This window comes from Archangium minus (genome assembly GCF_044360475.1).
In the GTDB taxonomy this organism is placed as follows: domain Bacteria; phylum Myxococcota; class Myxococcia; order Myxococcales; family Myxococcaceae; genus Archangium; species Archangium minus.
In genome coordinates this window covers 10,234,241-10,260,109 of sequence record NZ_CP043494.1, presented here as the reverse complement: position 1 = coordinate 10,260,109, position 25,869 = coordinate 10,234,241, and the positions used below count along the sequence as shown (strand labels likewise).

Here is a 25,869-nt window from a genome sequence, read left to right as displayed (position 1 = left end):
AGTGTTGCGCTTCGCGTCATGCCTCGCGCGTCCTCCACCCCGAGTGTGGGCTTGGCTAAGGAGCGGCCCTGCGCTCGTGCGTGGGTCGCCCATTGTGCCCCAGGGTGGTGTAGAGGAGGAGTCGCCTTCCGTTCCGAACCGGAGCCATTTCCCATGAGCACCAGCCCCCGGCTGAACAATGCCACCGCCTCTGTCTCGTCCGAGCGCATCTGGGAGGAGGAGATCCTTCCCAAGCTCCACGAGTACATCCGCATCCCCAACAAGTCGCCCGCCTTCGAGCCAGACTGGAAGAAGAAGGGCGACATGGACAAGGCGGTGAGGCTCATCGCCGGCTGGTGCGAGTCCCAGTCGAAGCACATCCCCGGGCTCAAGGTGGAGGTGGTCACCCTCAAGAACGAGAAGGGCGAGGAGCGCACCCCCGTCATCTACATGGAGATTCCGGGCACCGGTGACGACACCGTGGTGCTCTACGGCCACCTCGACAAGCAGCCCGAGATGACGGGCTGGCGCGCGGGTCTCTCTCCCTGGGAGCCCGTGCGCGAGGGCGACAAGCTCTTCGGCCGCGGTGGCGCCGATGACGGCTACTCGGCCTTCGCGTCACTCGCCGCCATCCGCCTGCTCAAGGAGCAGGGCGTGCCCCACGCGCGCTGCGTGGTGCTGATTGAGGCCTGCGAGGAGAGCGGCAGCTATGATCTCCCCGCCTATATCGAGCACCTCGCCCCGCGCATCGGCAAGGCGTCCCTCGTGGTGTGCCTCGACTCCGGCTGCGCCAACTACGAGCAGTTGTGGATGACCACCTCGCTGCGCGGGCTCGTCTCCGGCAACCTGCGCGTGGACATCCTCAACGAGGGCGTGCACTCGGGTGATGCCAGCGGCATCGTGCCCTCGTCCTTCCGCATCCTCCGGCAGGTTCTCTCTCGCGTGGAGGACGAGCAGACCGGCCGCATCCGCATCGACGGCCTTCAGGTCCACATCCCCCAGGCCCGCCGCGAGCAGGCCGCCGCCGTAGCCGAGGTGCTCGGCGAAGAGGTGTACTCGAAGTTCCCCTGGGTCTCCGGCTCCCGTCCCGTGACGGTCGACCGCGCCGAGCAGATCCTCAACCGCACCTGGCGCCCGGCGCTCTCCGTCACCGGCGTGGAGGGCATGCCGGCCCTGGGCAGCGCGGGCAACGTGCTGCGCCCCTACACCGCGGTGAAGCTGTCCATGCGGATTCCTCCTCGCGTGGACCCGAAGGCCGCCATCCAGGCCCTCAAGCAGACCCTCGAGGCGGATCCTCCTTACGGAGCGAAGGTGACCTTCGAGGGTGAGAAGGCCAGCGCAGGCTGGGATGCGCCTCCGCTCGAGACGTGGCTCGAGAAGGCCACCCACGAGGCCTCGAACGCCTTCTTCGGCAAGCCCTTCATGGCCATGGGCGAGGGCGGCACCATCCCCTTCATGGAGATGCTCGGCCGCCGCTTCCCCAGTGCGCAGTTCCTCATCACCGGCGTGCTCGGGCCTAACAGCAATGCCCACGGGCCCAACGAGTTCCTGCACATCCCCACCGGCAAGAAGCTCACCTGCTGCGTGGCCAGCGTCCTTTCCGCGCACTTCTCGCGGTAGGACGCTCGGGGACTCGGGGGTTCTTCGACGACCCTCACCCCGTCCCTCTCCCAGAGGGAGAGGGGTGGGGGCTCGGTGACAACTCAGGACGGCGTGGGCTCTGTTCCGCCCTCGGGGCTTCCCTCGGGGGTCGCCGTGCCTTCGGCCTGCGCGGACTCCTCGCCAGCCTCGGTGGACTCGTCGTCCTCCTCCGCCTGCGGCTCCTCGCCTCGCGCCTCCGCCGCCTGCTTCTCCTTCACCTCGTCGTCACTCATGAAGCCGATGGGCTGCTCCTTCCGGTTCAGGAAGCGCACCGACTTCTTCGAGATGGCGTACATCTGCTCGGCCACCGCCGCCGGCACCAGCGAGTGCTCGATCTGCGCCGGCTCCGGCCGCTCCACCACCGCCAGCGTGCCGTCCTCGAGCTGCTTCGCCTGCGTCTCCGTCAGCTCCAGCCGCCGCAGCTTCCCCTTGCGCGTCATGAAGTAGAAGACGGTGGCGCCCACGTCCACCGGCACCTGCCCGCCGTGCACCAGCTCGCGCAGCTTCCGGTCCTGCTCCACCTGCTTCTTGGACTCCATCCGCTGGGCCGCCTTCGAGCCCGGCAGCGGCGGCAGCTTGGGGACGATGCCGCCCGTCGGCTCTCCGCCTGGACGCCCACCCTGCGGACGTCCTCCCTGGGGCCGACCGCCTCCCTGGGGACGGCCACCCCCACCGCCCATGGGACGACCGCCTCCCTGGGGCCGTCCGCCCTGCGGACGTCCTCCCTGGCCCTCGCGGCGCGGCGGCCGCTCCTCGCGTCCCTGCGAGTCACGCTCGTCGTACTCACGACGGGGCGGGCCCTCGCGTCGGGGCGCCTGGGTGGGAGCGGGGCGGGCAGCCTTTTGAGCTGTGGTCGTTTCCGCCTTCTTCGCCTGGTCCTCGGAGACCAGGCCGGCCTTCAAGAGCTTGTCACGCAGGTTCTGCATAGGTGGCGTTCTATCCCGTACATTGGCGCGCGCAAGCCGTCCCTTGCCGCTCCATCACCCACCCCGTAATTTGGGCAACCCCCCGCTTGGAGCCGGAGGAACCGTGACCCGTTTCCCGAAGTCCGCCATCGCCGCCGCCCTGGCGCTCGCCGCCGTGGCCTGCCAGGACCCTGTCGACCAGGCGGCCAAGGCTCGCATCTTCTCCCCCGAGGACCCTCCCAAGGTGGTGGCCTCGGCTGCTGAGAAGCTTCCACCGGAGGACGTCGCTGACAACCCCCGGGTGGCCCGCCGCATCCTCTCCATGGATGCCGCCGAGGTCACCGAGCGCCTGGGACCCCACGCCTACAAGGCCACCGTCAGCTACGAGTGGGCCGGCGCCCCTGGCACCACCCCCGTCAAGCTCACCGAGACGCGCACCTTCCGTGCGGGTCCGGGCGGCGTCAGCGGCGACTTCCATGGTGTGCTGGAGAACAGTCGCGACCAGGGCCTCGAGGTGATGCGCGTGGGGGGAAAGGTGTACGCCCGCAACCGCTACGGCACCTTCCGCCAGCGTCTGCGTGACCGCGGCATGGCCGAGCGCACCCGCGCCGAGCTCACCGGCGCCATCCGTGATGTGGACTCGCTCTTCCGCGGCCGCATCCTCCTGTCGCCTCAGGGCACCGTCACCTACGAGGGCCGCACCGCCTGGCGCTACTCCGTGGACCTGGGTCCGGAAGGCAACACGGGCACCACGCCGGTGGTACTGCCCGCCCTCCTGGAGCCCAAGGGCGGCCGGGACGAGACCACCAAGCGCCGCCTGGCCTTCTTCGAGAATCGCACTCCCAAGTCGCTGAGCGGTGAGGTGCTGGTGGACGCCTCCACGTCCGTCGTCCTCAAGGTCCGCCTGGACGGGCGCATCGCTGTCCCCGCCAACGACGCCGGGGGCGCCGCCGAGCTGCGCATGGTGTTGGAGTCCGCCCTGAGTGAGATTGGTCAGGACCCCAAGTTGCAGCCGCCGGAGAATTTTCTTCCGGACGCGGACAAGCCGCAGGGTATCGCGGATGCGTTGGATCGCTTCGGCATCCCTCGCAACAAGCCCGAGGGCGCCAACGCGCCCGGTGCCGCCGGCGGTCCCGCGGACGAGCCCGGGGACGAAGAGGGGAACTGACGCGTCAGGTGCTCTGTGCGGAGCAGGCCGCTACAGGGAGGGAGCGGCCTGTTGGAAGAAAATTTGACCCAACTCTTGCGTTCTCTACAATCCTCTCCGGTTGGGGCCCGGACGCGTCCGACATGAGCGGATGTTCAGGTGCCCACTGCAAGGGAGCGGAGATGGAGCGCAAGGTCGGTAGCAGCACGACGGTGACGGCCAAGGAGGTCGAGGTAGCGCTGGAGAAGGCGCGGACCCTGACGTCCGAAGAGGAGAAGGTGCTGCGCATGCGGCACGGTGCCGGGGCCGCCAAGAAGAGCGCGCCGCTCCCTCGTGCCGCGGGCAACAACGAGGAGCTGGGTGACGAGCTGCTCCTCATCGAGATGCAGCTCATGAAGGCCATGCGCGAGCGCACGGGCCAGACGAAGTCGGCCAGCAAGCCGAAGGCGACGACTGGCGCCAACGCGACGAAGGACAAGATCGTCCGCGCGCTGCGCAAGAAGAAGTAGTCCCCGGCGTCTCTCTCCCGGGCTGACGCTCAGCGATTGAGCAGAGCCACGAGGCGGTCACCCGCCTCGGGGAGCGTCAGTCCTTTTCCCGAAATCTCGCTGGCGAGCGCCTCGGCGTCGTCGGTGCCGCCCCGTGCGAAGAGGCCCTGAAGCCAGCGGCCCGCGGTGGGGTTGCGCCACCAGTCCTCGTTGAAGCGCCCGGTGAGGTGCGCCGTGAGCCGCGTCTCCAGCGCCCAGGCGCGCAGGTAGCGCGTCACGTAGAGCTGGGGGTCCACGTCGAAGAGGAAGAAGCCCGGGTGCGGCTCGACGAAGAGCGCGCGCCGCTGGGCATCCGCGTACTCGTCGGCCCGATCGGGCGAGGGCCCACGCGTGTAGAGGGACAGCTCATAGGACAGCTTCGCGCAGTGCCGGCGCAGCACCGTGAGTCCCTGGAAGGCCGCCATGCGGGTGGCGTCTCGCGCGGTGGCCGAGGGCAGGCGCAGGTAGCGCTTCAGCCACTCCTCGTCCGTGAGGAGCCGTTCGAGCAGGATGGCGAAGGCCTCCGTCACCGAGGCGTCTCCCAGCCGGCGCAGCTCCAGCGGCAGCTGCTCCGACACGTGGGCGTGGTGCAGGGCGTGGCCGTACTCGTGCAGCAGGCTGCCCAGCGCGTCCATGCCGGCGCGCTTCTGGAAGACAAGGCGCACCTCACCCGGGATTCGCACCGCGGCGGTGAAGGGCCGTGAGGCCTTGCCGGGCCGCTCCTCGTCGTCCATGCGGATGCGGCCCTCGGCGGACGGGTGGAAGCCCCACTCGCCGAGCCACCGGATGACAGCGGGCAGCCCGTCCTCGCGCCGGAAGAAGCCGCTCATCCACGGCACCTGGGTGGCGGCCTGCAGGTCGTGCCTGCGCGCGTTGCCCGAGGGCAGGGGCCGCAGCAGCGGCTCCACCTTCTTGAGGGCGTAGCCGAGCACGTCCCGGTAGGCGTCCTCGGTGAGGCGCAGTGTCTGCTCGGCGGCCTCGGCCAGCTTGTTCAGCTCGATGCCGGAGACGTCCTCGCGCAGGGCGACGTAGCTGGGGGCGCGCAGCTTCTCGGTGACGCGGAAGGCGGCCTCGCGACGGGCGCCGTAGCGGCCCCGGTTGTCCCAGAGGAAGCCGCCCGTGGCGCTCTCGAGCAGGGCGCGTCGGCCGCGGTTCGGCTCGTGGGGGAGCTGGCCGAGCGCCTCGCCAAAGGAGAGGGTCTGGTCATCCACGGGGAGGCGGGCGCGGGCCTCCAGTTGGGCTACGGCCTCGGCGTCGGGGGCGGCGAGGGCCTCTTCGACTTGGGTGGCGATGAAGTCGCGCAGCAGCCGCAGGCGGCGCACGCCGAGCGAGTCGCCCTTGGCCTGGGCCTTGGGGACGGCCTCGGTGGCGGCGGCGAAGGCCTCGGGGGAGGCGATTTCAGGCGAGTCCTCGTAGAGCTCGCGCAGAGGGAGCTCTGGGGCGAGGCCCGCGGCATGGCGGTACTGGAGGGTGGCCAGCTCGGCGAGGAAGTCGTCCAAGCTCGCGCGCAGGGTGGGGAGGGGACGGTCCATGGGGGGCCGGAAGGTAGACAGTTCGGCCTCGGGGGAAAAGGCCCGAGCACGTGGAGCGTGCCCCGTTCGTTTCATGAAGGGGCTTCCCCTCCAGAAGGCGATGTTGGATAGAGCACGCCGCCTGTTCCCCGCTGGATGTGCGGGGCCAGTGCAAAGGGGGAAGCAATGCCGATGGGAGTGTTCTTCAGGCCGTGGATTGTGGGTCTTGCGTCCGTCGTGGCGCTCGCTGGCTGCGGAGGCTCGCCGTCTGAGACGGGGACTGGCTCCGGCGGCGATGGTGCCGACAAAGGCGGTGACGTCCTCGTGGATGGGGGCAGGGTCTCGCCGGATCCGGACGCGGGCTCAGGTACCGATTCGGGTTCAGGCTCGGGAGGGGACTCGGGCTCCTCGGAAACGGGGGCGATCGAGGTCTCCGATGCGCCTGGGTTCGACTTTGGCCCGTCCCTCATCGGGACCACGGCCGAGCGTCGGTTCTTCCTGCGCAACCGAAGCGCGGGCACGGTGACGTCGTTGGCGGTGTCGCTGTCGGGCACCCCGTTCTCGTTCGCGGGCGGCACCTTCCCGGGCATCGGAGGCACGTGCGGGGCGGAGCTTGCCCCCGGGGCCTCGTGCCAGTTCGCGGTGGCGTTCCAGCCCACTGCGCGCGGAGCCGCGAATGGAGCGCTCACGGTGCGGTTCGCGACGGGGCCGGTGGAGGGGGCCGTCGTCCGGACTCTCGCGGGGAAGGGGCTCGCTCCCGCGCTCGTGCAGGTCGCGTCGGCGAGCGTTGACTTCGGGGGACTGGTTCAGGGACGGCAGAGTTGGCGCACCGTAACCCTGACGAACACCGGCGATGTGGACGCGATCCAGCTCTCGGCTCGTACACCTCCGGCGCCCTTCTCCTTCAAGGGCGGCTACCAGCCTGGAACGGGGGGCACGTGCTGGATCACCCTGGCGGCTGGAGAGAGCTGCACTCTCGTCCTGGGCTTCGTTGCCTCCGAGCCGGGCTCGGCGAGGACCACGTTGTCCATCTCATATGAGGATGGCATCTCCTTCCGGAGCCTCCCGCTCGCCCTCGTCGGTTCGGTTGTGTCTCCCGCCTCGCTCTCCGTTACCGACTCCCTCTCCAATACGGACCCGTTCGACTTTGGCGATGTCGCCGTCGGAGCGGTCGCGGAGCACACCTTCACGGTCAGGAATACAGGAGAGACGGCCGCCACCAGTATTACGCCTACGTCACATCACCTGAGCTTGCCCTTCGACTTCAAGGGGGGCGCCTATCCAGGCACTGGAGGCACCTGCGGCACGACGCTCGAGAGCGGCGCGAGCTGCACGCTGATCGTGACGTTCGCACCGCTACGGGAGGGCCTGAGCTACGGTGTCCTTTCTCTGTCCTACGACAATGGGAGCGGCTTCGGTTCGCCACCGGCAGGCCGTAATCTCTTCGGATCCAGTGGGGGGCGCTCGCGCCCGCTCGGTGTCTCCCTCCGGTGAGTTGAAACACGCGGCGTCCAGGCGGCCTGTCGTTACGGTGCCACCTGGACGTCGACCTGCCGATGGTGCCGGAAGGTGCTGACCACGGCCGACGCGACCGAGACGCACGCTCCGAGCCCCAGGGCCACCGTGGGCCCATGGCTCGAGAACGCTCGGAAGCACACGGCCACGAGGGTGGCACCGCACGTCTGCCCCAGCAGCCGGGCCGTCGCCTGCATGCCACCAGCGCCGCCGCTGCGCGCCTTCGGAGCGGCGGAGAGCATCGCGCGGTTGTTCGGTGACTGGAAGAACCCGAAGCCCACGCCACAGAGGGCCATGCCGAAGACGAAGGCGCTGTTGGACGCATGTGCCGGCAGGAGCGCGAGCAGCGTCAATCCCGCTGACAGCAGGAGTGATCCCACACCGCACAGGATGGCCGCGGAGAAGCGATCCGCCAGCCGCCCCGCGATGGGCGCCATGACCGCGACGGCGACTGGCCAGGGCGTCATCAACAGCCCGGTCTCCACCTGACTGCGCCCCAGGACATTCTGGAAGTAGAAGGGCAGGGAGACGAAGGCGAGCATCTGCGCCGAGAAGGAGCAGATGGATGCCACCACGGAGAAGGCGATGACGGGGATGCGCAGCAGGTCCACGGGGACAAGCGGCGAGGTCCTCGAGAGCTGGCGCCGCACCAGCACGACACCCGCGGTGAGTCCACCGGCGAGTGCGAGGGCACCGGGCAGCGCGCTGGCCGTCAGGCTCTCGAGGCCGATGATGAGCAACCCGAACGTCAGGGCATTGAGCAGCGCGCTCGTGAAATCGAATGGGAGCCCCGAGCGCCGGGTATGCGGTAGCGCCTGGCGCGCGATGAGCAGTGAGACAGTTCCCATCGGCACGTTGATGGCGAAGAGCCAGGGCCACGATGCGGCCGACAGGATGGCCGAGGCAATCGTCGGGCCGATGGCGGAGGAGACCGCGACCACCAGGGCGTTGATGCCAATGGCCCGGCCCAGCAGCCGATTCGGGTAGGTGAAGCGGACGAGGGCCGCATTGACGCTCATGACCGCGGCGGCGCCGAAGCCTTGGAGGACTCGAGCGAGCGTCAATCCCACCAGGGATCCCGACAGCGCACAGGCCAACGAGGCCAGCGTGAACACCAGGAGGCCCGCCTGGAAGACTCGCCGGTAGCCCACGATGTCGCCCAGCGAGGAGAACGGGAGGATGGAGACGACGATGGCGAGCTGGTAGGCGTTGACGATCCAGATCGACGCGGCGGGCGAGGCGTTCAAATCCCTCGCAATGGCGGGCAGCGCGACGTTGGCGATCGCTCCATCTAGAACGGCCATGGAGATCGCGAGCACGATGGCGACAATCGCCCAGTATCGACGGGGAGTAGGGAGACCATCGGAGGCGTCCATTCCGGGATTCGTATGCCCGGTCTCCCTGCCGCCGCCATGACCTTTCTTGATGCCTTCCATGTCCAGGGCCGTATCTTCCCTGTTGACGACCCCAAGAGGAAACCCCACCGATGAAGCGCCGCACCTTTCGAGTCGAAGCCGCCCATGTGAACCGCTCCCTGGGAGAGGCGCTGGCGGCGGAGCTGGGCGTGCCGCGCGAGGAGGCCGTTCGCCTGGTGGGCGTGGGAGCGGTGTACGTGGCCGGGCGGCGGAGCCGGGACGCGGGGGCACGGCTGACCGCGGGGCAGGTGGTGACGGTGGTGCTGGAGGAGGGGGGCCAGAGCCCGCTCGCGGCGGCACCGGCCCCAGTCCAGGCGCTCCGGGTGCTGCACGAGGACGGGGATGTCATCGCGGTGGACAAGCCGGCGGGGATGACGGCGCAGCCCACGGAGGGGCGGGTCGGGGACAGCCTGGTGGACAAGGTGGGCGAGCACCTGAAGCGACCCGCGGGGTTGGTGCACCGGCTGGACCGGGAGACGTCCGGGGTGACGGTGTTCGGGAAGACGCCGCAAGCGACGACCGCTCTGGCGGAGGAGTTCCGCGAGGGCCGGGCCCGCAAGCGCTACCTGGCGGCGGTGGGGCCGGTGTCGCTACCGTCCGAGGGGACCATCGACCTGCCGCTGTCGAAGGACCCGTCCCGGCCGGGGCGCTGGCGCGCGACTCGCGCGGCCAATGGCATCCCCGCGTTCACGCAGTACCGCGTGCTGCACGCGGGCACGGACTTCTGTCTGGTGGAGCTGCTGCCCCAGACGGGACGGACCCATCAGCTGCGCGCGCACCTGACGGCGCTGGGCGCGCCCATCCTCGGGGACAAGCGTTACGGAGGCGCGGCTCAGGCGGGAGGGCTCTCGGCTCCGCGCTGCCTCCTGCACGCACAGGCGCTGGAACTGGGACACCCGCGCACGGGCCAGCCGGTGCGGTTCGAGGCGCCCGTGCCGGAGGACCTCGCGCGCTTCTTCGAGGCCGCGGGAGTCACTGCTCCCGTGGGGCCCATTCGTTGATTCCCCAAGAAGCCCTGGTTGCTCCCGCCCCCGCCTCCTCTTACCCTGTGGACGTACCGTGGCCCGCTCTCACATCAAGCTCGACGAATTCGTTCCGTACAGACTCTCGCTCGCCTCCAACGCGGTGAGCCAGGTCATCGCTCGGGCCTACGAGGAGCACTTCGGCCTCAAGATGCACGAGTGGCGCGTCATCACCGTGCTGGCGCAGGACGGCGAGCTCACCCAGCAGGAGATCGTCGGCCGCACGAAGATGGACAAGGTGACGGTGAGCCGCGCTGCCCAGGTGCTCGAGCGTCGCAAGCTCCTGCGTCGCGTGACGAACGCCGCGGACGCTCGCTCCCTCCGTCTTTCGCTCACTGCCGAGGGGCAGAAGCTCTATGCCCGGGTCGCACCCGCGGCGCTCGAGCTGGAGGCGGAAGTGCTCGAGGGGCTCAGCGAGCGGGAGGTCTCTGCCTTGAAGGACGTGCTCCGCCGCCTGGAGACGGCTGCCGAGCGCGTGCTTGCTCGCCGCTGACGCGCCGCGTCGGCTCTACCCGTCCGCTTTCCAGGCACCAATCGCCCGGCACTCCCGTTCCGGGTTCAACAGGCTCCCATCTGGTGTCTTGCGGATTTAGTTTCAGACGTTACTATTTGTTCAATAGTTTCAGATGTTACTATCTGGGCCGTTTACGGAGGTCACAGGTCATGAGCGCCACGGCGGAGAATCCCCTCGGGTTGAATGGTTTCGAGTTCGTTGAGTTCACCTCGCCGGAGCCCGGCAAGATGATTGAGCTCATCGAGCGGTTGGGCTTCACGGCTTACGCGACGCACCCGACGAAGGACGTGGTTCGCTACAAGCAGGGCGGCATCAACCTGCTGGTGAACCGCGAGCCGAGCGGACAGGCGGCTGAGTTCCGGGCGGTGCACGGCCCGTCGGCCAACGGCATGGCCTTCCGCGTGGCCAACGCGAAGAAGGCCTACGAGATGGCGATCGAGCGTGGCGCTCGTCCGGCGGACCCGAACGCGGGCACGCTGGGCCCCGACAGCTATGTCCTCCAGGGCATCGGTGGCAGCCTCCTCTATCTCGTCGACCGCTACGGCGAGAAGGGCTCCCTCTATGACGACTGGCGCCAGATTCCCGGTGCCCAGGAGATGGAGGCGAAGAACAGCACGGGCCTCGACATCCTCGACCACCTCACGCACAACGTGCGCCGCGGCGAGATGCGCACCTGGTCGAGCTTCTACAACCGCGTGTTCGGGTTCACCGAGCAGAAGTACTTCGACATCAAGGGCCAGGCGACCGGCCTGTTCTCCCAGGCGATGATCGCCCCCGACCGCGCCATCCGCATCCCACTCAACGAGAGCCAGGATGACAAGTCGCAGATCGAGGAGTTCATCCGCCAGTACAACGGTGAGGGAATCCAGCACCTCGCGCTGACCACCAACGACATCTACGGGACGGTGGAGAAGCTGCGCGAGCGCGGGGTCATCTTCCAGGACACCATCGAGACCTACTACGAGCTGGTGGACAAGCGGGTGCCCGGCCACGAGGAGGACCTGGTGCGGATGAAGAAGAACCGCATCCTCATTGACGGCAGCAAGACGGAGGGCTTCCTGCTGCAGATCTTCACCGAGAACCTCTTCGGCCCCATCTTCTTCGAGATCATCCAGCGCAAGGGCAACGAGGGCTTCGGCAACGGGAACTTCCAGGCCCTGTTCGAGTCCATCGAGCTGGATCAGATCCGGCGCGGCGTCATCAAGGTGAGCACCCAGAAGTAGTCGGCCGCCAGAGCGCAATCCGCGGAGGGAACATGGCGATGGACGGATACCTGTCGGGGTTTGCCAACGAGTTCGCGACCGAGGCTGTCGCGGGGGCGCTGCCGGAGGGACAGAATTCTCCCCAGCGTGTGCCTTTTGGCCTCTACGCAGAGCAGCTGTCGGGTTCGGCGTTCACCGCGCCGCGGCGCGAGAACCGCCGGAGCTGGCTCTACCGGATACGCCCGAGCTCGAGCCACGGCTCGTTCCGTCCGCTCCCGGAGGGACTGCTGCGCAGCGGTCCCTTCGCCGAGGTGCCCGCTACGCCCAACCGTCTGCGCTGGAGCCCGCTCCCGCGTCCGTCCCAGCCCACCGACTTCATCGAGGGGCTCGTCACGTTCGGCGGGAACGGCTCGCCGTCGCTGGGCGCGGGCGTGGCGGTTCACGAGTACTTCGCCAACCGGTCGATGACCGACACGGTGTTCTACAACGCTGATGGCGAGCTGCTGATCGTCCCCCAGTCCGGGAAGCTCCGGCTCGTGACCGAGCTGGGCGTGCTCGGGCTCGCTCCGGGTGAGGTGGGTGTTGTTCCGCGCGGCGTGCGTTTCCGTGCCGAGCTGCCCGACGGCGAGGCTGCCGGGTACATCTGTGAGAACTACGGCGCGTTGTTCCGGCTCCCCGAGCTCGGGCCGATTGGTGCCAACGGGCTTGCCAACCCGCGCGACTTCCTCACGCCGGTCGCTGCGTACGAGGACGTCGACCGGCCCACGCGCGTCATCCAGAAGTTCCAGGGCCGCCTCTGGGCCGCCGAGCTTGACCACTCGCCGCTCGACGTTGTGGCCTGGCACGGCAACCTCGCGCCGTACAAGTACGATCTGTCACGCTTCAACACGATCGGCACGGTGAGCTTCGACCACCCGGATCCGTCGATCTTCACGGTGCTCACCTCGCCGAGCGAGCTCCCCGGCGTCGCCAACTGCGACTTCGTCATCTTCCCGCCGCGGTGGATGGTCGCCGAGAACACCTTCCGCCCGCCTTGGTTCCATCGGAACATCATGAGCGAGTTCATGGGGCTCGTGCATGGTGCGTACGACGCGAAGGCCGAGGGCTTCCTGCCCGGCGGCGCCTCGCTGCACAACTGCATGAGCGGCCACGGCCCCGATCGCGAGACCTATACGCGTGCGGTGGAGGCTCGGCTCGCGCCTCACAAGATCACTGACACGCTCGCGTTCATGTTCGAGAGCCGCTGGGTGATCGCCCCCACGCGCTTCGCGATGGAGACGCCCACCCTGCAGCGCGACTACGACGCCTGCTGGTCGGAGTTCCCGAAGGCTCGGCTGCCCGGCATGGGCTCGGAGAAGGTGACGCGGTGAAGCTCGCTTCGCTGAAGTCGGGACGCGATGGCCGCCTGGTCGTCGTCTCGGATGACCTGGCCTGGTGTGCGGATGCCTCGGCGATCGCGCCGACGTTGCAGCGCGCGCTCGATGAGTGGGAGCGCTGTGAGGCGCCGCTTCGGGCCCTCGCCGCGGCGCTGAACCGGGGTGAATCGCCGAGGACGCCGTTCTCCGAGGCGGAGTGCGCCTCGCCGCTGCCTCGCGCCTACCAGTGGGCGGATGGTTCGGCGTATGTGAACCACGTCGCGCTCGTGCGTAAGGCGCGCAAGGCCGAGATGCCCGAGAGCTTCTGGACGGATCCGCTCATGTACCAGGGCGGCTCGGACGGCTTTATTGGCCCTCGGGAGCCCATCCCGCTCGCGGACGTGAGCTGGGGCTGTGACCTGGAGGGCGAGGTCGCCGTTATCACCGGAGACGTGCGTCAAGGGGCCTCGCGCGAAGAGGCCCTTCGGGCCATCCGGCTCGTCATGCTGGTGAATGACGTGTCGCTGCGGAACCTCATCCCGGCGGAGCTCGCCAAGGGGTTTGGGTTCTTTCAGTCCAAGCCGGCCTCCTCGTTCTCGCCCGTTGCCGTCACTCCCGATGCGCTCGGCGGGGCCTGGCGTGAGGGCAAGCTGCACGGCGCGCTGCGGGTCTCTTTGAATGGTGAGCCCTTCGGACGCGCGGACGCGGGCGTCGACATGACGTTCGACTTCGGCACGTTGATCGCTCACGCCGCCAAGACGCGCGATTTGTGCGCGGGCTCCATCATCGGCTCGGGCACCGTGTCCAACCGCGATGCGGATGGCGGTCCCGGGAAGCCCATCCGTGACGGAGGGCTCGGCTATTCCTGCATCGCCGAGGTGCGGACCGTCGAGACGCTCCTATCCGGGGCTCCGAAGACGCCCTTCCTCCGCCACGGTGACCGCGTGCGCATTGAGATGCTGGACGAGGCGGGTCGCTCCCTCTTCGGTGCGATTGATCAGGTCGTCTCGGAGCCTCGCGGATGAGTGAGGGGCCGCGCACTCGCGTCTTCGAGACTCCTGCTGGCGTTGCCCTCTGCACGCTCGACTCGCTCGCGGACCCCGGTGCGCGCAACTTTGTTCTGCAGATTGATGAGGCCTTCTTTCATGGCTTCCTGGTTCGCACCGGAGAGAGCGTCCGGGGCTATGTGGACCGCTGTCCTCACCAGGGGCTTCCGCTCGCGCAGAAGCTGGATGGGTATTTGACTCCCGATGCCCGGTTGATCTCCTGCTCGTGGCATGGCGCCCTCTTCCGCATTGAGGATGGGGCGTGCGTCGGCGGCCCGTGTACGGGTGCTCGGCTGACGCCTTGGCCCGTGACGGTCGAGAATGGTGTGGTGCGCACGGCTTGAGGGGTTGAGCACGGGGGCGGATACCCTCACCCCGACCCTCTCCCAGAGGGAGAGGGAGTGAGGCGCGTTATGCGGCGCAGGTGAAGTGCTCTCCTTCTCTCCAACCGCGGCTCGTGAGGGCTTCGCGGATTTCGTCTCGGATGCCTCGTACTCCCACCGCCGCGATGAGGTGGGTGTCCTCCGGCGGCGCTCCCAGTGACTCCGGCGCGTAGACCGGTATCCCGTGGATGCGCGTGCCCACCTTCCTCGGGTGCACGTCGATGAAGCGCTCCACTCGCGCCCCCTCCGCTAACAGGAATCGCGTGAGGATGAGCCCTCCTGGCCCTGTTCCCCAGACCGTGAGGGGTCGTCCCGCCACCTCGCGGCTGCGCGCCAGATAGCGTGCCTTCACCCAGATGAATCGTTTGTGCGCGTACCTTGGGTCCGTCCTCGTCAGCCGCCCCGTGCTGTCCCTCCAGCGCAACAGCACCTCGGGCAGGTTGCGCATCCGGTGGCCCCTGTCGATGAGCTTCAGCCACAGGTTGTAGTCTTCTGGGAAGTCGCCGTGCTCCCACCCTCCGGCTGCTACCACCGCCTCCCGTCTCAAGCACACCGAGGGGTGGCAGATGGGGCTCTCCACGAAGCGCTCCCGGTGGAGTTTCTCGGAGGTGGTGAGCCCGTTGAGCCAGGCCGCGTAGTCCCGCATCGAGGGGCTCACCGGCTGGTCCTCGCGGAACAGCTCCACGCTCGTGCCCACGCCGCCAAGGTCCGGGTCCGCTTCCAGTGCTTCGACGCTCGCCTCCAGCCGCCGAGGGAGTGCCTCGTCATCCGCATCCATCCGCGCTACGTAGGGGGAGGTAGCATGCGAGAGCGCCAGGTTGAGCGCCGCCACCAGGCCCCGGCCCTCCCCGTCGAGCACCTCCACCCGGGCGTCCCTCGCCGCCAGCCTCTCGAGCACCGCGCGCGTCCCGTCCGTGGAGCCGTCATCCACTGCCAACACCCGGATTTCACGCAGGGTCCCCTCGAGGAGGCTCTCCACGGCGCGAGCCACGGTGCTCTCGGCGTTTCGGGCGGGAAGGAGGGTGGTGACGACCGGAGGCTTCATCCTGTGTAGACTGCCGCACCCATGGGTGGCGTGAGAAACGGCAACGACGCCGGTTCGTCGGAGTCAGCCGATACGCACCAGCGCTCGCCCGCTGGCCTGCCCCGAGTCGGGGACGGCACAGGCGTGTCCGAGCTCGTCGAACGTCACCGCCAGAGCGCCGTCCGTCTCCTCAACCAAGGACACGCCGCACGGGCTTTCGGCGAGCTGGTTCGGGCCAGTCGCTCCCTGCCCATGACGCCGCGTCTGGCCTCGACGCTCGTCGCCTTCTCGCTGCGCGCCGGGACGGAGGCTTCCGCTATCGCGCTCCTCTCGTCCTCGCTCGGCCACACCCAGGGCCCTACCCGCCGCGCCGTCCGGCTACAGCTCGCTCGCGTGCTGCGCCGGGTGCAGCAGCTCCCTCGTGCGGTGGAGGTGCTCCAGGCGCTCGTCGAGGAGTCCCCCGAGGATCGCCGCGCCCGCCGGCTCCTCGAGGCCCTCTTCCGTCGGCTCCCCCGCGAGCAGACCGGTGAGCTTGTTCAGTCCTCCTCGCCTTGGTCAGAGGATGAGCGCACCGTGGAGTCCTCCGGTCCGCCCGATGCGCGGTTCACGCCGCGAGCCTCCTCCCAGCCCCGAGCCGTGGCTCCCGAGGAGCCTGACGACGAGCGGCATGCCACCCTCCTCGAGCAGCCCGCGGCCTGGCTGCAGGACGAGGAGATCACCTCCCAGGCCGCTGAGTCGCCCTCTCCGCTTGCTGGGGAGGCTCCCCCCGAGGGGCCCGCGCTCCGGCCCGTGTCCCCGCTCATTCCGCCACCGGCGGGGCCCAGGACGGATGCGCCCGTGGCCTGGAGCAGCGACGAGGACACCGAACCCTCCCGCCAGCTGGTGCCCCGGCAGGCCAACCCGGACGAGACGCGCCTCGAGGCCCAGCTCATCGCGCGCCGGAGCTGGCGCGAGCTGGCGCAGTTCTACCTGGCCCAGGCCGAGCGCACGCAGGACCTGGTGGTCCGCGCTGAGACCCTGACCCGGCTCGCCGAGCTGCTCGAGGACGAGCTGCAGGACACCGCGGAAGCGGCCCGGGTGTATGGCCAGATTGTCGCTCTCACGGGGGACCAGGCCGCGCTCGCCGAGCAGGTGCGGCTCCTGACCCAGCGCGCCGAAGGCGATGACTGGGTGGTGCGGCGTGTTCTCGACGAAGCCGTGCAGCGCGCGAGCAACCCCCGGGCGCGTGCTGCTGCCTTCCTGGCGCGAGGCGAGCGGCTGCTGGCCATTGGCGAGCTGGCCCGTGCTCGCTCGGACTTCGAGGCGGTGGTGGCCATCTCCCCTCACTCGCTCCCGGCCTTGATAGGGCTGGCCCGGTGCGCGCCCGAGGCGGACCGTGCCCGGACCGCCGAGCGTCTGCGCGTCGCGCTCGCCGCCGTGCCCCGCCGGACCGCCCACCGCGCCGAGGGGCTGCGGCGCCTCGCGGAGCTCGCCGGCGGGTCGCTCGCCGATGCACGGCTCGCCCACTGGGCGTGGTCGGAGGTGCTCGCGGAGAACCCGGAGGATCTCCTCGCGCAGGATCAACTTCTGGAGCTGACGCGACAGCTCGGGGACAAGGTCGGGTTGAGCCGCCTGCTGCGTGCCCGTCTGGCTCGCGAGCCGCGCGGACCGGCGGCGCGCAAGGCCCGGTTGGAGTTGGTGGGCTCCCTGGAGGCCACGGGGGACCGCGAGGCCGCGCTGGCCGAGCTGCGCCAGGCGGTGCGCTTTGAGCCTGGTCACAGGGAAGCGTGGCTGCTGCTCGTGGATCGCCTCGTGTCGTTGGGACAGAACGGCGAGGCCGCGTGGGCCATGGAGCACGCCGCCACCGCCACCGAGGATGATGAGGCGCGGCTCGCCAGTTGGGATCGTCTCGCGCGCTTCTGCCGCGAGGTGCTCGGGGACACGGCCCGTGCACAGGTGTACGCCAACCGAGCGGAGAACCTGCGCAAGGCCATCGCCGAGCGTGCGATGCCTTCGCAGCACCCCGAGCCGCCTCGCAGCGCCGTCCCCAAGCGGGAGCCGAGCGGGTCGCGCACCGCCATCCTCGTGCCTCCGCCCGGCACGGTGGAGCTCACGCCCACGCCGAAGGCGCCGGTCCCCGTTCCCCCTCCCGAGTCCGCGCCTACCATTCTCGAGATGCCCGTGGTCACTGCCAGCAAGGGCGCCGCTCCTACGAGTCCTCTTCCGCCCCAGCTCGCGCCCGAGCCTCCCTCTGCTCCGATGGCCGTGGAGAGCACCCGGGTCATCGCCTGGGAGGCGCCTCCGGGGAAGATGGACCCGGTGCGCCGCCGTGCCCGGGTCGGAGCCGCGACTCCATCGCCCGGTGCCTCGGAGACTCCCGCTCCCGTCGTTTCCGCCAAGCCCGCTTCGGCTCCAGCACCTGCTCCAGCACCTGCTCCAGCACCTGCTCCGGTTCCGGCTCCGCTGGAGACGACCCGGCCGGCGGCCATCGAGCGCGTGCGCGAGCGTCCGCTCGACGCGGCGGCGTATCGGGAGCTCTCGGCCTTCTTCGTGAGCCGGGGCGACACGGCGCGTGGCTCGTTGATGGCGGAGGTGGCCGCGGCGCTCGCGGGGGAGAAGGGCACCGTGCCCCGGCCTCCGCGCCACACGCTCACCCGCGAGGAGCGCGCGGGCCTGCGCCACCCCGGTCTGCGCAACCCCGCGGGCGAGCTGCTCGCCTCCGTGGGTTACTCCCTCTGCCGCCTCTTCCCCACGTTCGGCAGGGCCGCGGGCTCCTCCGAGCCGCTTCGTCCGGACTCGGGCCAGGGCGCTCGCGCGGCCCTGGAGGTCCTACAGTCCGTCGCCCGCCTGCTCGACGTGCAGCTCCCCGAGGTCTTCATCTCCGAGGACGAGGGCCCTCCCTTCTCGCTCGTCCACCCGGGAGCGCCGCGCCTGCTGGTGGGCCGGTCCGCGGTGCGCCAGGTGCTGCCGGAGCCGGAGCTGCGCTTCTTCGCCGGACGCGCCCTGTCCTGCCTCGGGCCGGATCTGCTCGCGCTGCGCTGCCTGAAGAAGGATCAGCTGCTGCGTGCGGTGGCCATCCTCTCCTCGGTGCTGCGCGGCGGGACGGAGTTCGGCACCGAGTCCCGGGTGGTGCGCGAGGCACTGCATCCCCGGTCCCGCGAGCGCGCGCTGGCGCTGATGGAGTCGGCCCTGCGGGAGTTCGATGCCTCGGCGCTCGCGGAGGCGGCCCGCCACTCGGCCAACCGCGCGGGGCTCGTCGCCTGTGGAGGCCCGGGGCCCGCCGTGGCTGCGCTGCGCGCCCTCAAGTCCAGCGAGCAGGAGTTGGTGGAGTTGGTGCGCTTCTCCGCCTCCGAGCGCTACCTCCCCTTGCGCGGCTGAGTGCGCTCAGCGCACCTGCACCTTGAAGGTGAGGGCGACGAGCCGTCCTTGCTCTCCGCCGAAGTCATGGTGGTAGGCCAGGTCGATGCCGCCACCTCCCGTCATCAGGCCGATGCCCACGCCGAGCTGGGAGGAGCGGGTGAAACCATCCCACGTGTAGCCCGCGCGCAGCGGGAAGTTCTGTCCGAGCACGTACTCCAGTCCACCGCTATAGGTGAACGTGGTGCGGTCGTTCGTCTCGAAGTCCGCGCGCACGTCTGCCGCGACGGTGAGCAGGCCGGCAAATACTCCCGCGTGGGCCGAGTAGTACCGGGTGAGCTCGGGGTTGTTGGTGCCAATGAGGTTGTGGGCGGAGACGCCGATGGAGAAGGCGTCGCTGGGGCGCACGAGGAGGCCCGCGTCGGCGGTGAGGGAGTTGGCCTGCCGGGCGCCGCGCATGAGCAGGTAGCGCGTGGAGACGCCGATCATCAGGCTGTTGGCCAGCGGCACCGCCAGGGCCAGCGTGTTGAGGTGAGCGGTGGCTCGCTGGGTGCCCTTGCCGAGCGAGATGAGCTGGTAGGTCACTCCGGCGGCGAGCATGCTGGTGGACGAGTCCGCCACGGCCACCATGCCGAGCGCATCCTTGCCCACCCAGTCCCAGGCGCCGGTCAGCTCGATGCGGTAGGTGCGGAAGGCGGCGAGGGACGCGGGGTTGCCGGTGCCCGCTTCGGCCCCGACGCCCAGGGCGCGCCAGGCGCCGCCCATGCCGACGCTCCGGGCACTCGTGAGGTTTCTCAGGTCCTCGGCTTGCGGACGGCGCGAGGTATCGACCCCGGAGTCCTCCTGGGCGAGCGAGAGGGTGGACAGAAGGACGGCCAATAGGAGCGTCAGGCGATGCCACATGGGGGGCACATCCTAACTGTCTTGATGGAGGGGTGGGCCATCACTAGATTCGCCGCCCCATGTTCACCCCATCGACGAGAGAACCCCTCATCCGCCAGTGTGTCGTATGGGCCACGAAGGCCCTTCCGAAAGAGATGTCGCCGAGCGTCGACACGGTGACACTCCTGTCGTGGACGCGGGGCGGGATTGCGATGGGGCGGTCGTGATGAAGCGCGCTCTCTCTGTCATCGGGTTGCTGGCGGCGCTGAGTGCGGGCGCATACGTGCTGCCGGGGGGCTCCATTCTGCGCCGGATGTCCGCGGCGAACGCGGAGCAGCAGTTGTCCTCGCTGAAGGTGGATGGCTCGCTGCACTTCTATGGGCCGGCGGTGAAGGAGGCCGGAGCGGCGCTGGGGCTGCCCACGGATCGGCCGGACATCGAGGCAGACGGCTCGGTGTACATGAAGCTGCCGGGCCGCTGTCGGTTCGAGGCGAAGGCGCCGGAGGGCAACACGGTGGCGTCGGTGTCCTCTGGGGGCCGCAAGCGAGTCGAGGGCACGGAGATCGCCGCGCTGTCGGAGGCGATTCAGCAGGTGTGCGCGGTGCTGGCGGTGCGCGCGGGGACGGTGCAGGAGAGTCGAGAGGTGGTGGAAGCGCACCTGCGCTCGCTGGGTATCGAGCCGCGCTCGACATCGCTGGCGCGCTTCGGCGGCGACGTGGTGTACGTGCTGGGGCCGCAGGGCGAGGGCAAGCCGCAGTTCTGGGTGTACAAGGAAGACTTCCGGCCGGCGCGGCTGCGCTACAAGGACGCGAAGGGCACGGCCTGGGACGTGCGCCTGCTGGACTACTCCTCGCCGGCGACGGGTGGGGCGCTGCCGCGCACCATCGAGGTGTGGCGCGGAGAGGACCGGGTGCTGCGCTTCACGGTGCTCACGGGTGACACGCGGGCGAAGATCGCCGACACGCTCTTCTGAGCACTGCCCCCTCTCCCTCTCCCTCTGGGAGAGGGTCGGGGTGAGGGTCGTGCGGGGACTGTTTCAGAGTCCTGGCCTTACCGGAGCCCGGCGTCCTGCAGGCGGCTCCACAGGCGCGAGAGTTCCGCTCGCCCCTCCTGGCCGGGTTTGCCACAGAGCTCCACGCCATCCTGTGAGAGCAGGTACAGGGTGTCGTTCTCCTCTCCCTGACTCGCGCGGAGCTCACGTGCTTGGAGCAACAGCCCGCCCGACTCCCCGGCCGCATGAGCGAGGAGCCTGTCGAAGTCGGCCTCGGGCAACCAGCGAAGCTGTTCGAAGAGCAGCGAGACCGGGAGTCCCGAGCGTAGGGGGGCACTCCATGTTCCGCCGAGTGCCGCGAGCACGCTGGCTCCATCTTGCGTGGGGATGAAGGCGATCCGGTCGGGACGAATGACGAGACAACCCGGCTCGACGTGGGGTTCGACCCAGGCGCCACCGGGCACCTTGCGGCGCAGACCCGGGATGCAGACGGCGTCGAGCGGACGCTCGGATACGGCGGCACCGAGGAGCGGGGGCTGACGATAGAGCTCCAGCAAGGTGATGAGCCGTTCCGCATCCGTCTTTGCGAGGGACTCGAGCTGGATGGGGAAGCTGTCCTCCACTTCCACGTGCACACTGTTGAGAATGCGCCGAATGCCCTGGGGAGGAATGGAGCGCAGAAGCACCTGGACGGGCTGACCGTTCCGAGGCTTCCACACGAGCCGCTCCTGGGTGAGCCAACAGTTTCCGGAGCGCCGGTACTGGAAACCGAACCAGAGCAGGGCCATCAGCAGCCACAGGGCTCCAGCGGCGGGGTAGGAATGGAGGGAGAGCGGGATGGAGAGGGAAAGCCAGAAGGGGGACTTCAGGCTCGGTCTGAACGCTCCCCGGAACAGCAGCCGCTCCCGGGCGTGGAGGGGCGAGGGGATGCCCTGGAGGACATGCTGAGCGAGCTGACCGAGCGCCTCCGCGAGGGAGCCCTCTGGAGTCGGCCAGCGGAGCCGCTTGTGGATGAGCGCGCCCAGCCGCTGACGGCGAGCCTCCAGCTCGCGTGAGAGACGGAGCTCTGGAATTTCCTCGGGCCAGGCTTCCGCTTCCGCGCGCTTGTGGAGACGGACGAGCAACTCCTCAAGAACGGGCTCCTGGCGGGTTACCTCTCGCAGCAACTCCAGGTTCGCATGCAGCAGGCGCTCCCATTTCCAGGAGCGCAGTAGCCCCTCCAGCTCCGCATAGGGCTTCCGCGCCGCTTCCAGCGCGTCGAAGCGGCCCTCGAGCTGGCGGCGGATGTCCGAAGAGGGGACGGACGTGGGCTGCATGCCTGGCAAGCGTAACCCGTATGCACGGAGTAGGCTCGGCCCTCCGGGACCGAGGAGGGGTCATGTCCGAGCAGGATCGGCAGAGATGGAACACCCGCTACCGCGAACAGGCGGGGACAGGAGACCCGTCCGGGTTCCTTCGCTCGCTCGCGGGCCAACTCCCGAGCACGGGCCGGGCGCTCGACGTCGCGGGAGGAGCCGGGCATGAAGCCCTGTGGCTCGCGAGGCGAGGCCTGGACGTCACCCTGGCGGACATCTCGGATGTCGCGCTCGAGCGGGCCGGGGAGGCCGCGCGCGAGGCGGGAGTGGGGCTTCGGCTGCAGCGGTTGGACGTGGAGGTGGAACCCCTTCCGTCCGGACCTTTCGATGTCGTGCTCTGTTTGAACTTCCTCTGGCGGCCACTGTTCGCCGAGTTTCCGAAGGTGCTCGCGCCGGGTGGACTGCTCGTCTTCGCGCAACCTACGCAGAGCAATCTGCAGCGGCATGCGCATCCGTCGGCGCGGTTCCTGTTGGAGGATGGCGAGCTGCCCCGGTTGGTCCAGGGACTGGAGATCGTCTCGTACACCGAGGGCTGGACGGAAGCGGGTCGACACGAGGCCCGGCTGGTGGCGCGCGCCTGAATCGTCCGTTGGATGAGACACGACGGGCGCAAGATGGAGGGGACTCATCGCACTTCCCGGTGATGCCCACTCGGAGGGGCACGCCTGTGTCACATGGCCTACCGCTTGCTCACCGACACCGCGGGGACGATTGACCGGGCCCGCCGCGCGCCGCACCCTGGCGGACATGGCACGGGACGAACAGGAGCGGGAGGACGCCTATCCCCGGGCACCCTCTCGGGAAGAGTGGGCGAGGATGAGCGAGGAGGAGCGGGCCCGGGTGGTGGAAGCCTTGCCTGGGGAGGTGACGTGGGACGAGATGGCGATGCCGGAGGGAGACCTGCACTCCCAGGCGAAGATGGGCGCGTTGCAGGCCCTCAAGGGGTACTTCTCCCGGCAACGGCGGCGGGTGTACCTGGGCACGGAACTGCCGGTGTACTACCCCGCCGAGCGCCGCTTCGCGCCGGATCTGCTGGCCGTGCTGGACGCCGAGACACACCCTCGAAACAAGTGGGTGGTGAGCCAGGAGGGTAAGGGGCTGGACTGGGTGCTGGAGGTTCACGTGGGCGGCGACCGAAAGAAGGACGCCGAGTACAACGTGAGGCGCTACGCGCGGCTGGGTATTCCCGAGTACTTCATCTACGACCGGGCCCGGCAGCGGCTGGAGGGTTATCGGCTGCCGTCGACCGAGGCGAGGGAGTACGTCCCCATCACCCCGGAGCAGGGTCGCTACAGCTCGGAGGTGTTGGGATTGGAGCTGCAGGTGGAGGAGGGGCGGCTGCGCTTCTGGGCGGGGCACGCGCTGCTGCTGGAATACGAGGAGCTCATCGCCCGGATGCAGGAGATGATGGAGGGGCTGCAGCGGCGCGCGGATGAGGAGGCCCGGCATCTGGAGGAGGCAGAGCAGCTGCGCCAGGAGGCGGAGCGGCGTCTGGCGGAGGAGACGCGGCGGCGGGAGGAGCTGGAGCGCCGCCTCGCGGAGTCACAGGCCGAACTGGAGCGTCTCAGGCAGCGTGGGGGGTGAAGGGGGACGCCGGGGCCTGGAGCGGTCTGGAGGTCCCGGTGGTTTCTCGGAGGGCCGCGCCGTAGAAGAGGGGTCTCATGTCGCTCCAAAAGATCTCCGTTCCCCGCGAGGCCGCCGGTGAGCGGCTCGACAAGTTCCTCTCGGCGCACCTGCCAGGGCTCTCGCTGGAGCGGGCGCGGGTGCTCATCGAGCAGGGCCATGTGCGCATCCGCGGCAAGAAGTGCCAGAACTCGCGCAAGCTCTGGGGCGGAGAGGAGATCGAGCTCAGCCGCCCTCCGCCGCGTGCCCCTCCGAGGCGCTCCGTCGAGGGTCCCGAGCTGCCCGTGCTCCACGACGAGGCTTCCTTGATCATCGTAAACAAGCCTGCGGGCCTGGTGGTGGAGCCCCAGGGGGGAAGCGTGCCCTCGGTGGTGGAACTGGTGGCGGCGAGGATGCCGCCGTTCGACGTGGAGGGCGTGGCGCAGCCCGGAGTGGTGCACCGATTGGACCGGGAGACGAGCGGCTGCCTCGCACTCGCGCGCACGGACGAGGGCGTGGGCGCGCTTGAGCGCGCGTTCCAGGAGAAGCGCGTGGACAAGCGCTATTGGGCGCTGGTGCTGGGAGAAACGCCCGAGCGCGATCGGCTCGAGGCACCGTACGGGAGGGATCCCAAGGACCCCAGGCGCTTCACGACGAAGGTGCGCTCGGCGAGGCGCGCGGCGCTCTCATACGAAGTACGCGAGCGGTTGAAGGGCGCGACGCTGGTGGAGGTGGAGTTGGAGACGGGACGCACGCATCAGATTCGCGTGCAGATGGCCGAGGCGGGATACCCCGTGCTGGCCGATTCGCTGTATGGCCCCGAGGAGACGCGGCTGCACCCGGCGGCGAAGGAGATTGGCCGGCACGCGCTGCATGCGGTGCGACTGTCCTTGCCGAGCCCCGCTGCGGGGGGCGTGGTGCGCGTCGAGGCGCCGCTGCCCGAGGACTTCTTGCGCGCCCTGGCCCTGCTCCGAGCGTGACTATTGTGGCCCCTGTGCATCGTTCTCGCTCTGCTCCTCTTCATCCATGGCAATCGAGAACGGGTAGAGCGCGCGGTGGTTGACATTGCGATGGTGCACCGCGAGATAGGATTCGCCTGAAATCGTGATGAGGGATTGCGCGGGCGGTTCGGTCTGACTCGTGAACCATGCCTCCGCCGCTTCACGTGTATCGAACGAGGCCACGGCAGGAGGGAGCCCTTCACGCTTGAGTCGACCGAGGTGGAATTCGATAACAGCGAGGGGGATCAGGCGACGATGGTTCAGCTCTCGGATGTATGTGACGGTGTGGTATTGGCCCGAGATCAGTACGAGAGTCGAATCGGGTGGTTCGGACTGGCTGTTCAGCCAGGTTTCCGCCTCCTCGCGTGTCTTGAAGGAGGCCACCACGGGAGGCGGAGCGTTGGACTCGAGGTACTCGAGAAAGTCCGCGAAGGCGTACCGCTGGCCCGTTGACGTGATGAAGAGGAGCGCGTTGATGGCTACCTCGAGAAGCTCCTGTTCCTCCACGGATTGAGTATTGGCGCGAATTCGCGCGAGAAGGTCCATCACGTCCATCGTGAGATTCCGCTTGCTCATGGAGACACCCCTGCGATGGGTTGGTCATGGGAAAGGCGACAGGTGTCCGGGGCCGAGAGTCCTGTGGCGGCTCGTGTTGGGCTCGTGGGCTTTACCATGTCACGTGCGCCACGTTGCGCCCTGGCCCTGCTCCGAGCGTGAGGCGCTGTCCGGCTTCACGCGGCGTTCGCCACCTGACGAAGACATGACCGCTGGAGTGGGCCGATGTGGGCCCGCGCTCCGGAGGTAGCTCTGTAAGTGCCTGAAATTAGAGGAGATAAAGGGCACGAGCGAGCCACTGAGGAGCGTGGCTCCACCGTGGGGGAGGCCTCAGGGCATGTCAGACGCAGCGAGTAGTTTGCGTCCTTGCCGCTGAACCGTAACCGACGCGCCATCGGCGTGGAGGAGGGGGTCAGTCGGCCAGGAGGTTCCATGCGAACGAAGCTGTGTGTGTTGGGGGCGGTGTTGGGGACGGCGTCGGTGCTGCCGGTGGTGTGCACGCCGTCGGCGGCTCCAACGCAACAGACGAAGGAGGAGCAGACGCGAGGAGGAGTCTCGAGGCAGGCCGGTCAGCCTTTTGATGGCCACGGCGCTGAGCCGCTCTCGCCGGTCGAGGTTCCGGTGAGCCCGGTGCTCGACGAGCCAAAGCACCCGTGTGAGCTCGTCACCGTGATGCGGGTGCCGTGCGATCCCGCAAACGCCACGTGCGAGTACACGTATTGGGAGTGCCCGCGGAACGTGAAGCCGCTGAGGGCATAACGGAGTGAAGAAGCGCGGCCCCTGCGTGGGCCGTCTTGAGCGCGGCGGGTTGGACTCCTCGGAGTCTGGCTCGCCGCGCAGTCATTTGCGGGCTTGAGGCCTCCCATAAGGGCTTCCTGCTCCACTGTGGGTGAGTCCTCATGTGTGGACGGTGGGAAGCGCGGCCGGAAACTACCGGTGTCAGTGGCCGCCGCTACAGTGG

Annotated in this window: 23 protein-coding genes; 16 read left to right on the top strand and 7 right to left on the bottom strand. The window is 69.0% G+C overall.

Annotated elements, in window-relative coordinates; translation table 11 throughout:
* The first annotated feature begins 153 nt into the window (after positions 1 to 153).
* Positions 154 to 1,599: a M20 family metallopeptidase gene (locus tag F0U60_RS41975; protein ID WP_395808472.1), complete on the top strand. Its 1,446-nt coding sequence runs from the start codon at positions 154 to 156 to the stop codon at positions 1,597 to 1,599.
* A gap of 83 nt (positions 1,600 to 1,682) precedes the next feature.
* On the opposite strand, the gene F0U60_RS41970 is transcribed toward F0U60_RS41975, so the two are convergent.
* Positions 1,683 to 2,546, bottom strand: a complete 864-nt coding sequence (locus tag F0U60_RS41970; RefSeq protein ID WP_395808470.1) for a DUF2058 family protein — start codon at positions 2,544 to 2,546, stop codon at positions 1,683 to 1,685.
* Between the two features lie 103 nt (positions 2,547 to 2,649).
* Here F0U60_RS41970 and F0U60_RS41965 point away from each other — a divergent pair, with 103 nt between their 5' ends.
* Positions 2,650 to 3,693: a hypothetical protein gene (locus tag F0U60_RS41965; RefSeq protein WP_395808468.1), complete on the top strand. Its 1,044-nt coding sequence runs from the start codon at positions 2,650 to 2,652 to the stop codon at positions 3,691 to 3,693.
* Between the two features lie 161 nt (positions 3,694 to 3,854).
* Positions 3,855 to 4,181, top strand: a complete 327-nt coding sequence (locus F0U60_RS41960; RefSeq protein WP_203411833.1) for a hypothetical protein — start codon at positions 3,855 to 3,857, stop codon at positions 4,179 to 4,181.
* 29 nt (positions 4,182 to 4,210) lie between these two features.
* On the opposite strand, the gene F0U60_RS41955 is transcribed toward F0U60_RS41960, so the two are convergent.
* On the bottom strand, positions 4,211 to 5,731 hold the full coding sequence (locus tag F0U60_RS41955; protein WP_395808466.1) for a peptidase M3: 1,521 nt from the start codon (positions 5,729 to 5,731) through the stop codon (positions 4,211 to 4,213).
* A gap of 165 nt (positions 5,732 to 5,896) precedes the next feature.
* On the opposite strand from F0U60_RS41955, the gene F0U60_RS41950 reads away from it, so the two are divergent.
* On the top strand, positions 5,897 to 7,204 hold the full coding sequence (locus F0U60_RS41950; protein ID WP_395808464.1) for a choice-of-anchor D domain-containing protein: 1,308 nt from the start codon (positions 5,897 to 5,899) through the stop codon (positions 7,202 to 7,204).
* Positions 7,205 to 7,236: 32 nt separating this feature from the next.
* Here the strand turns inward: F0U60_RS41950 and F0U60_RS41945 are convergent, their stop codons facing one another.
* Positions 7,237 to 8,601 (bottom strand): MFS transporter, encoded by a 1,365-nt coding sequence (locus tag F0U60_RS41945; protein WP_395808462.1) that lies wholly within the window; start codon positions 8,599 to 8,601, stop codon positions 7,237 to 7,239.
* A 110-nt stretch (positions 8,602 to 8,711) separates the two neighbouring features.
* Here F0U60_RS41945 and F0U60_RS41940 point away from each other — a divergent pair, with 110 nt between their 5' ends.
* The 6 genes from F0U60_RS41940 (at position 8,712) to F0U60_RS41915 (ending at position 14,123) form a co-directional block, all read left to right on the top strand.
* The gene (locus F0U60_RS41940; RefSeq protein ID WP_395808460.1) at positions 8,712 to 9,641 is read left to right on the top strand and encodes an RluA family pseudouridine synthase; all 930 of its coding nucleotides are present in this window, start codon (positions 8,712 to 8,714) and stop codon (positions 9,639 to 9,641) included.
* A gap of 58 nt (positions 9,642 to 9,699) precedes the next feature.
* Positions 9,700 to 10,155, top strand: coding sequence for a MarR family winged helix-turn-helix transcriptional regulator (locus F0U60_RS41935; protein WP_395808458.1), 456 nt, complete (start codon positions 9,700 to 9,702; stop codon positions 10,153 to 10,155).
* A 170-nt stretch (positions 10,156 to 10,325) separates the two neighbouring features.
* Entirely contained in the window at positions 10,326 to 11,399 is a 1,074-nt protein-coding gene (hppD, locus tag F0U60_RS41930; protein ID WP_395808456.1) for a 4-hydroxyphenylpyruvate dioxygenase, read from the top strand.
* A 32-nt stretch (positions 11,400 to 11,431) separates the two neighbouring features.
* Positions 11,432 to 12,748 (top strand): homogentisate 1,2-dioxygenase, encoded by a 1,317-nt coding sequence (hmgA, locus tag F0U60_RS41925; RefSeq protein WP_395808454.1) that lies wholly within the window; start codon positions 11,432 to 11,434, stop codon positions 12,746 to 12,748.
* On the top strand, positions 12,745 to 13,758 hold the full coding sequence (locus tag F0U60_RS41920) for a fumarylacetoacetate hydrolase family protein (protein ID WP_395808451.1): 1,014 nt from the start codon (positions 12,745 to 12,747) through the stop codon (positions 13,756 to 13,758). The genes hmgA and F0U60_RS41920 overlap by 4 nt, the downstream gene beginning before the upstream one ends.
* A complete protein-coding gene (locus F0U60_RS41915; protein WP_395808449.1) occupies positions 13,755 to 14,123 on the top strand; it encodes a Rieske (2Fe-2S) protein in 369 nt (122 codons plus the stop codon). Before F0U60_RS41920 ends, F0U60_RS41915 begins: the two co-directional genes overlap by 4 nt.
* A 67-nt stretch (positions 14,124 to 14,190) precedes the next feature.
* On the opposite strand, the gene F0U60_RS41910 is transcribed toward F0U60_RS41915, so the two are convergent.
* Complete coding sequence (locus tag F0U60_RS41910; protein WP_395808447.1) at positions 14,191 to 15,207, bottom strand: glycosyltransferase; 1,017 nt, start codon at positions 15,205 to 15,207, stop codon at positions 14,191 to 14,193.
* A gap of 21 nt (positions 15,208 to 15,228) precedes the next feature.
* Between F0U60_RS41910 and F0U60_RS41905 the strand changes: the two genes are divergently transcribed.
* The gene (locus F0U60_RS41905; protein ID WP_395808445.1) at positions 15,229 to 18,543 is read left to right on the top strand and encodes a hypothetical protein; all 3,315 of its coding nucleotides are present in this window, start codon (positions 15,229 to 15,231) and stop codon (positions 18,541 to 18,543) included.
* Positions 18,544 to 18,549: 6 nt separating this feature from the next.
* Here F0U60_RS41905 and F0U60_RS41900 read toward each other — a convergent pair whose 3' ends face one another.
* The gene (locus F0U60_RS41900) at positions 18,550 to 19,425 is read right to left on the bottom strand and encodes a hypothetical protein (protein ID WP_395808443.1); all 876 of its coding nucleotides are present in this window, start codon (positions 19,423 to 19,425) and stop codon (positions 18,550 to 18,552) included.
* Positions 19,426 to 19,630: 205 nt separating this feature from the next.
* On the opposite strand from F0U60_RS41900, the gene F0U60_RS41895 reads away from it, so the two are divergent.
* Positions 19,631 to 20,377: a hypothetical protein gene (locus F0U60_RS41895; protein ID WP_395808441.1), complete on the top strand. Its 747-nt coding sequence runs from the start codon at positions 19,631 to 19,633 to the stop codon at positions 20,375 to 20,377.
* Positions 20,378 to 20,454: 77 nt separating this feature from the next.
* Here the strand turns inward: F0U60_RS41895 and F0U60_RS41890 are convergent, their stop codons facing one another.
* A complete protein-coding gene (locus tag F0U60_RS41890) occupies positions 20,455 to 21,711 on the bottom strand; it encodes a hypothetical protein (protein WP_395808439.1) in 1,257 nt (418 codons plus the stop codon).
* Positions 21,712 to 21,773: 62 nt separating this feature from the next.
* Between F0U60_RS41890 and F0U60_RS41885 the strand changes: the two genes are divergently transcribed.
* The 3 genes from F0U60_RS41885 (at position 21,774) to F0U60_RS41875 (ending at position 24,332) form a co-directional block, all read left to right on the top strand.
* A complete protein-coding gene (locus F0U60_RS41885; protein WP_395808437.1) occupies positions 21,774 to 22,331 on the top strand; it encodes a class I SAM-dependent methyltransferase in 558 nt (185 codons plus the stop codon).
* A 166-nt stretch (positions 22,332 to 22,497) separates the two neighbouring features.
* Positions 22,498 to 23,334: a Uma2 family endonuclease gene (locus F0U60_RS41880; RefSeq protein ID WP_395808435.1), complete on the top strand. Its 837-nt coding sequence runs from the start codon at positions 22,498 to 22,500 to the stop codon at positions 23,332 to 23,334.
* Between the two features lie 77 nt (positions 23,335 to 23,411).
* Positions 23,412 to 24,332 carry an RluA family pseudouridine synthase gene (locus F0U60_RS41875; protein ID WP_395808433.1) on the top strand — a complete coding sequence of 307 codons (921 nt, stop codon included), beginning with the start codon at positions 23,412 to 23,414 and terminating at the stop codon, positions 24,330 to 24,332.
* Here F0U60_RS41875 and F0U60_RS41870 read toward each other — a convergent pair whose 3' ends face one another.
* Positions 24,333 to 24,929 carry a head protein gene (locus F0U60_RS41870; RefSeq protein WP_395808431.1) on the bottom strand — a complete coding sequence of 199 codons (597 nt, stop codon included), beginning with the start codon at positions 24,927 to 24,929 and terminating at the stop codon, positions 24,333 to 24,335.
* Positions 24,930 to 25,340: 411 nt separating this feature from the next.
* On the opposite strand from F0U60_RS41870, the gene F0U60_RS41865 reads away from it, so the two are divergent.
* On the top strand, positions 25,341 to 25,667 hold the full coding sequence (locus F0U60_RS41865) for a hypothetical protein (protein ID WP_395808429.1): 327 nt from the start codon (positions 25,341 to 25,343) through the stop codon (positions 25,665 to 25,667).
* Positions 25,668 to 25,869 lie beyond the last annotated feature (202 nt).

Excerpts from the sequence above, each read along its gene's own strand:
- F0U60_RS41940 (WP_395808460.1), top strand. The coding sequence starts at position 8,712 with ATGAAGCGCCGCACCTTTCGAGTCGAAGCCGCCCATGTGAACCGCTCC.
- F0U60_RS41890 (WP_395808439.1), bottom strand. The coding sequence starts at position 21,711 with ATGCAGCCCACGTCCGTCCCCTCTTCGGACATCCGCCGCCAGCTCGAG.
- F0U60_RS41975 (WP_395808472.1), top strand. The coding sequence starts at position 154 with ATGAGCACCAGCCCCCGGCTGAACAATGCCACCGCCTCTGTCTCGTCC.
- F0U60_RS41955 (WP_395808466.1), bottom strand. The coding sequence starts at position 5,731 with ATGGACCGTCCCCTCCCCACCCTGCGCGCGAGCTTGGACGACTTCCTC.
- hppD (WP_395808456.1), top strand. The coding sequence starts at position 10,326 with ATGAGCGCCACGGCGGAGAATCCCCTCGGGTTGAATGGTTTCGAGTTC.
- F0U60_RS41870 (WP_395808431.1), bottom strand. The coding sequence starts at position 24,929 with ATGAGCAAGCGGAATCTCACGATGGACGTGATGGACCTTCTCGCGCGA.
- F0U60_RS41915 (WP_395808449.1), top strand. The coding sequence starts at position 13,755 with ATGAGTGAGGGGCCGCGCACTCGCGTCTTCGAGACTCCTGCTGGCGTT.
- F0U60_RS41950 (WP_395808464.1), top strand. The coding sequence starts at position 5,897 with ATGCCGATGGGAGTGTTCTTCAGGCCGTGGATTGTGGGTCTTGCGTCC.
- F0U60_RS41880 (WP_395808435.1), top strand. The coding sequence starts at position 22,498 with ATGGCACGGGACGAACAGGAGCGGGAGGACGCCTATCCCCGGGCACCC.
- F0U60_RS41960 (WP_203411833.1), top strand. The coding sequence starts at position 3,855 with ATGGAGCGCAAGGTCGGTAGCAGCACGACGGTGACGGCCAAGGAGGTC.
- F0U60_RS41900 (WP_395808443.1), bottom strand. The coding sequence starts at position 19,425 with ATGTGGCATCGCCTGACGCTCCTATTGGCCGTCCTTCTGTCCACCCTC.
- F0U60_RS41945 (WP_395808462.1), bottom strand. The coding sequence starts at position 8,601 with ATGGACGCCTCCGATGGTCTCCCTACTCCCCGTCGATACTGGGCGATT.
- F0U60_RS41875 (WP_395808433.1), top strand. The coding sequence starts at position 23,412 with ATGTCGCTCCAAAAGATCTCCGTTCCCCGCGAGGCCGCCGGTGAGCGG.
- F0U60_RS41895 (WP_395808441.1), top strand. The coding sequence starts at position 19,631 with ATGAAGCGCGCTCTCTCTGTCATCGGGTTGCTGGCGGCGCTGAGTGCG.
- F0U60_RS41970 (WP_395808470.1), bottom strand. The coding sequence starts at position 2,546 with ATGCAGAACCTGCGTGACAAGCTCTTGAAGGCCGGCCTGGTCTCCGAG.
- F0U60_RS41905 (WP_395808445.1), top strand. The coding sequence starts at position 15,229 with ATGGGTGGCGTGAGAAACGGCAACGACGCCGGTTCGTCGGAGTCAGCC.
- F0U60_RS41865 (WP_395808429.1), top strand. The coding sequence starts at position 25,341 with ATGCGAACGAAGCTGTGTGTGTTGGGGGCGGTGTTGGGGACGGCGTCG.
- F0U60_RS41885 (WP_395808437.1), top strand. The coding sequence starts at position 21,774 with ATGTCCGAGCAGGATCGGCAGAGATGGAACACCCGCTACCGCGAACAG.
- F0U60_RS41910 (WP_395808447.1), bottom strand. The coding sequence starts at position 15,207 with ATGAAGCCTCCGGTCGTCACCACCCTCCTTCCCGCCCGAAACGCCGAG.
- hmgA (WP_395808454.1), top strand. The coding sequence starts at position 11,432 with ATGGCGATGGACGGATACCTGTCGGGGTTTGCCAACGAGTTCGCGACC.